The sequence below is a fragment of the Achromobacter sp. Marseille-Q0513 genome (assembly GCF_018195695.1).
Taxonomy (GTDB): domain Bacteria; phylum Pseudomonadota; class Gammaproteobacteria; order Burkholderiales; family Burkholderiaceae_B; genus Achromobacter.
The window spans coordinates 1-4697 of the sequence record NZ_JAGTJY010000291.1 but is presented as its reverse complement, the minus strand read 5'-3'; the positions used below and the strand labels follow the sequence as shown (position 1 = coordinate 4697).

Genomic DNA, 4697 nt, shown 5'->3' with positions numbered 1-4697 from the left:
CGCCCCAGCCACGACCTGGTCTACGGCCCCGACGATCGCCCCGCCGCCCCCGTCGCTTTTCTCGCCGCCCTGCAGCACCTGCTGGCCATCCTGGTGCCCATCGTCACCCCCGGCCTGCTGATCTGCCAGGCGCTGGGCGTGTCCAGCCGCGACACCACGCTGATCGTGTCCATGTCGCTGGTCATCTCCGGCATCGCCACCTATGTGCAGTGCAAGCGCTTCGGCCCGCTGGGCGCGGGGCTGCTGATCGTGCAGGGCACCAGCTTCAACTTCGTCGGCCCGCTGATCGCCGGCGGCACCCTGATGGTCAAGCAGGGCACGCCGGTCGAGGCCGTCATGGCCACGATCTTCGGCGTGGTCATCGCCGGTTCCTTCGTGGAAATGGGCGTCTCGCGAATCCTGCCCTTCGTCAAGCGCCTGATCACGCCGCTGGTCACCGGCATCGTGGTGCTGCTGATCGGCCTGACGCTGATCAAGGTCGGCCTGGTCAGCATGGGCGGCGGCTTCGGCGCCATGGCCAACGGCACCTTCGCCAGCGCCGAGAACCTGACGCTGTCGGGCCTGGTGCTGGGCACCATCATCCTGCTGAACCGCGTGCCCGTGGTCTGGGTGCGCAGCACGGCGCTGGTGATCGCGCTGGCCGTCGGCTACCTGGCCGCCGCCTGGATGGGCCGCCTGGACTTCACCGGCGCGCGCGAAGCCGCGCTGTTCCAGGTACCCACGCCGCTGCACTTCGGCCTGGGCTTCTCGTGGTCGCTGTTCGTGCCGATGCTGATCATCTACCTGGTCACCTCGCTCGAAGCCATCGGCGACGTCACCGCCACCAGCAAGGTCTCCAAGCAGCCGGTCGAAGGCCCGCTGTGGATGCAGCGCATCAAGGGCGGCGTGCTGGTCAACGGCGCCAACTCGCTACTGGCCGGCGTCTTCAACACCTTCCCCAGCTCGGTGTTCGCGCAGAACAACGGCGTCATCCAGCTCACCGGCATCGCCAGCCGCCACGTCGGCCTGTGGATCGCCGGCATGCTGGTGGTGCTGGGCCTGTTCCCGGCCGTGGCCGGCGTACTGCAGGCCGTGCCCGAGCCCGTGCTGGGCGGCGCCGCCATGGTGATGTTCGGCGCCGTGGCCGCCTCGGGCATCAACATCCTGGCCGGCATCCGCCTGGACCGCCGCGCCCTGCTCATCATCGCCGTGTCGCTGGCCCTGGGCCTGGGCGTGTCGCAAGTGCCGGAAATCCTGTCGCACCTGCCGCACGCGGTGAAGAGCGTGCTGGAATCGGGCGTGGCCACCGGCGGCATCTGCGCGCTGGTGATGAACTGGTTCCTGCCTGAGAAGAAGTAGGCGGGCGCGGGCCGGGCGACACAACCGTCCGGCGCCTTACCGCTACCGGCAAGGCTTGCTACCCGGCAAGCCGCCGGCAGCGCCCTGCCCCGGGGCCGCCGCCTGACAATTTTTCCCAGGCCGCATATAATCGCGGTCTTCGCTTCTCCCGCAGCCGTCTTTCGGGCATCAGCCCAGGCATGGTGCCAAAGCATCTTGCCAACCCCCGACGCGCTCGCGACCCTCCTGCCCGAGTGGTGAAATTGGTAGACGCAGGGGACTCAAAATCCCCCGCCGCAAGGCGTGCCGGTTCGATTCCGGCCTCGGGCACCAATTCTGTATGACGCTTGCGCGCATACCTGCTGCGCAACGCGGCCGGCCTTCCGACACCCGCCCTTGACCAATGTCCTGCATGAGTTAACGTGGCACAATGCCCCCGCGTAAGAAAATCAAATCTGACTAAACACGTCAGCATCACTCGCTGCCGGCAATACCTATGCGCAACCTTCGCCCTACAAAATCATGACCAACCAAGAGCAGTACACGCAAATCATCTTGCAACGCTTAGATGAGGCAGAGACCGATCTGCGCTCCCAATGGGCGAATCCCGTTAGCACCCGGACGCGCCATTTTGTGCTCGACAACGTGTTTTCCGAAGCGCTTTGCGCGCAGATCTATGACGCCTTTCCCAAGGACGGAAATGGTTTCTATGACCGCGCGACATTCCGTGAAAAGAAGCGCACTTCGGCGGATCTGAAGGCCTATGCCGCCATTCTTGGTGACGTCACCCACGCCTACCAGGATCCCCGTGTAGTCAGCCGCATCGCCGATATCTGCGATATGGCCGATCAGAAGATCGAACCCGATCCCAAGCTTTACGCGGGCGGCCTCTCCATGATGTTCCAGGGTGATTTCCTGAATCCTCATATCGACAACAGCCACGACTCATCGCGCGAGCGCTACCGTCGCCTGAACATCCTGTACTATCCGGCCCCTGATTGGTCACTGGAAAACGGTGGCAACTTCGAATTGTGGAATGACGACCAGACTGTCCCGAAGACCCTGGTTTCCCTGACCAACCGCCTCGTCGTCATGGAGACGAACAAGGATAGCTGGCACTCCGTCAGCAAGGTTGTCGTTGACCGACCGCGCTGCTGCGTTTCGAACTACTACTTTTCCAGCATCTCGCCGGACAGCACCGACTACTTCCATGTCACGTCCTTCACAGGACGCCCCGAAGAGACCGTCAAGCGCACCCTTGGCGCGGTCGACAACGCCCTACGCAACTTCGTCTCCAAGACGTTGAAGACCGGGCGTGGCACCTCGCTGATGAACAAGGACGAAAACAGGTAGTACCGTCCTCCCGTGGCTCGCATGCCTTCGTGCCTCCCCTGGCCGTCCGGAATCCTCTCCAGACGACCAGGTGAGCCGGCCCGACAGGCGCATCGAATTCAGAGTTGGGCGCGAGCACCCTTAAACGCCGCCCTCACCGCGCCTCGCGATACACCCAGTGCCCATGCCGCGCCACCCACACCGGCCCGTGGTACACATACCCCGGCCGCGCCGGCAGCCAGACGCCGGTCACCCAGGCGTGGCGTCCACCCACCCATTCCCAATGCCCCGGCGCCCAGACATAGCCGACTCGGGGCGGCGGCACCACTTCCACGCGCGGCGGCGGCGCCACCTCGATGCGATTGAAGCCATTCTCGACGAAACTCGCGACACGCCCGCGCGCGAAGACGCCTCGCATCCGCTGGCCGATCTGCTGGATCTGTGACGGCGGCGGTGCATAGCCGTCATGCATGACGCGGTCCGATGCCGCGCCATGGCAAAGGTCCGCTGTGCGGACTCCTATCGGCTTGCCCACGGGCCACGTATCGTCCATCCCGCCATACACCGCGATTGCCGCGGCGCCCGCCGATCCAGGGCGCGCCGCCTGTCGCGGATCGCCATACCGGCGGGATCGGACAACCTCACGGCAGCCCCACATGACCCAGCACAAGCGCCCAAATTTCCTCATCATCATGGCCGACGACCTGGGCTATTCGGACCTGGGGTGTTTTGGCGGCGAAATCGCCAGTCCGCATCTGGACCGGCTTGCCGCCCGCGGCCTGCGCATGCGCAACTTCTACTGCGCCCCCTTCTGCTCGCCCAGCCGGGCCATGCTGCTGACGGGACTGGACGCACACCTGGTGGGGTTCGGCGCGCTGCGTGAAGTCATGGACCCGCGACAAGCGGGCAAGCCTGGCTATGAGATGTACCTGAACGATCTGGCGCCCACCCTGAGCGAACGGCTGCGCGACGTGGGCTACCGGACCTATCTGTCCGGCAAATGGCACCTGGGCCGCGAGACCCCGCATTGCCCGCATGCACGGGGTTTCGACCGCTCGTATGGCCTGATCGACGGCTCTTCTTCGCACTTCGACCAGACCGCGACCGGCGCGACGGATCCGTCCGCCATGCCGCTGGCGACGTATCGGGAAAACGGCCGGCTGATCCAGCTGCCCGCGTCGGGTTTCTATTCTTCGGCGGCCTATGCCGACAAGCTGATCAGTTATCTGCAGGCGGATGCCGGACAGGATGCTCCTTTCTTCGGCATGCTGGCGTTCACCGCGCCGCATTTCCCGCTGCACGCGCCCGACGAGTACATCGCCAGATACGCAGGCCGCTATGACACGGGCTACGACGCCATCCGCCGCGCCCGCTACGCGCGGCAAGTGGCCTTGGGCCTCGCGCGCGCCGACGCCGAGCCGTATCCCGGGCACCCGCGCTGGCCGGCCTGGGAAACCTTGCCGCCAGCCATTCGCCAGTTGGAGGCCCGCAACATGGCCGTCTATGCCGCGATGATCGAGTGCATGGACTTTCACATCGGCCGCGTCCTGGACGCCCTGCGAGCGCTGGGCCAACTCGACGACACGGTGATCCTGTTCCTGTCGGACAACGGCCCGGAAGGCAACTCGGTGCTGGACACGCTGCGCACACGCGACTGGGTGCGCGAGCAGATGGACAACCGCCTGGAGAACCGCGGCCGCCCCGGTTCCTTCATCGAGCAAGGACCGGGCTGGGCCCAGGTCAGCAGCACCCCCAGCCGCATGTACAAATCGTTCACCTATGAGGGCGGCATACGAGTTCCCTGCATCGTCGCCGGCCCCGGCATCACGGGCGACGGCCGGATCGTCGACGGCTTTGCCCACATCACGGACGTGCTGCCCACGCTGCTGGAACTGGCGGGCGCGCCCCTGGGCGTCATCCCCCAGGACAGGCCCGCCCCCCCGCCCCCGGGACGGGGGCGCCCCCCGGCCGCCCCCCCCCCCGCCCGGCAGCCCCGCCAGCACGGCGGCGTAGATCATGGGCTGTTCCAGGTCGTTCTTGCCCGCCTT

General features: G+C 66.1%; 4 protein-coding genes and 1 tRNA gene. 4 read left to right on the top strand and 1 reads right to left on the bottom strand.

What is annotated here, in order from left to right:
* The 3 genes from KDH83_RS29625 to KDH83_RS29615 form a co-directional block, all read left to right on the top strand.
* A partial coding sequence (locus tag KDH83_RS29625; RefSeq protein WP_212322382.1) for a uracil-xanthine permease family protein occupies positions 1 to 1338 on the top strand: 1338 nt, incomplete at its 5' end.
* Between the two features lie 227 nt (positions 1339 to 1565).
* Positions 1566 to 1650: transfer RNA gene (locus KDH83_RS29620), tRNA-Leu, on the top strand.
* 189 nt (positions 1651 to 1839) lie between these two features.
* Positions 1840 to 2670 (top strand): 2OG-Fe(II) oxygenase, encoded by an 831-nt coding sequence (locus KDH83_RS29615; protein WP_212322381.1) that lies wholly within the window; start codon positions 1840 to 1842, stop codon positions 2668 to 2670.
* Between the two features lie 133 nt (positions 2671 to 2803).
* On the opposite strand, the gene KDH83_RS29610 is transcribed toward KDH83_RS29615, so the two are convergent.
* Positions 2804 to 3067: a YXWGXW repeat-containing protein gene (locus KDH83_RS29610; RefSeq protein WP_212322383.1), complete on the bottom strand. Its 264-nt coding sequence runs from the start codon at positions 3065 to 3067 to the stop codon at positions 2804 to 2806.
* 238 nt (positions 3068 to 3305) lie between these two features.
* On the opposite strand from KDH83_RS29610, the gene KDH83_RS29605 reads away from it, so the two are divergent.
* A partial coding sequence (locus KDH83_RS29605; RefSeq protein ID WP_212322380.1) for an arylsulfatase occupies positions 3306 to 4697 on the top strand: 1392 nt, incomplete at its 3' end.

Excerpts from the sequence above, each read along its gene's own strand:
- KDH83_RS29615 (WP_212322381.1), top strand. The coding sequence starts at position 1,840 with ATGACCAACCAAGAGCAGTACACGCAAATCATCTTGCAACGCTTAGAT.
- KDH83_RS29610 (WP_212322383.1), bottom strand. The coding sequence starts at position 3,067 with ATGCGAGGCGTCTTCGCGCGCGGGCGTGTCGCGAGTTTCGTCGAGAAT.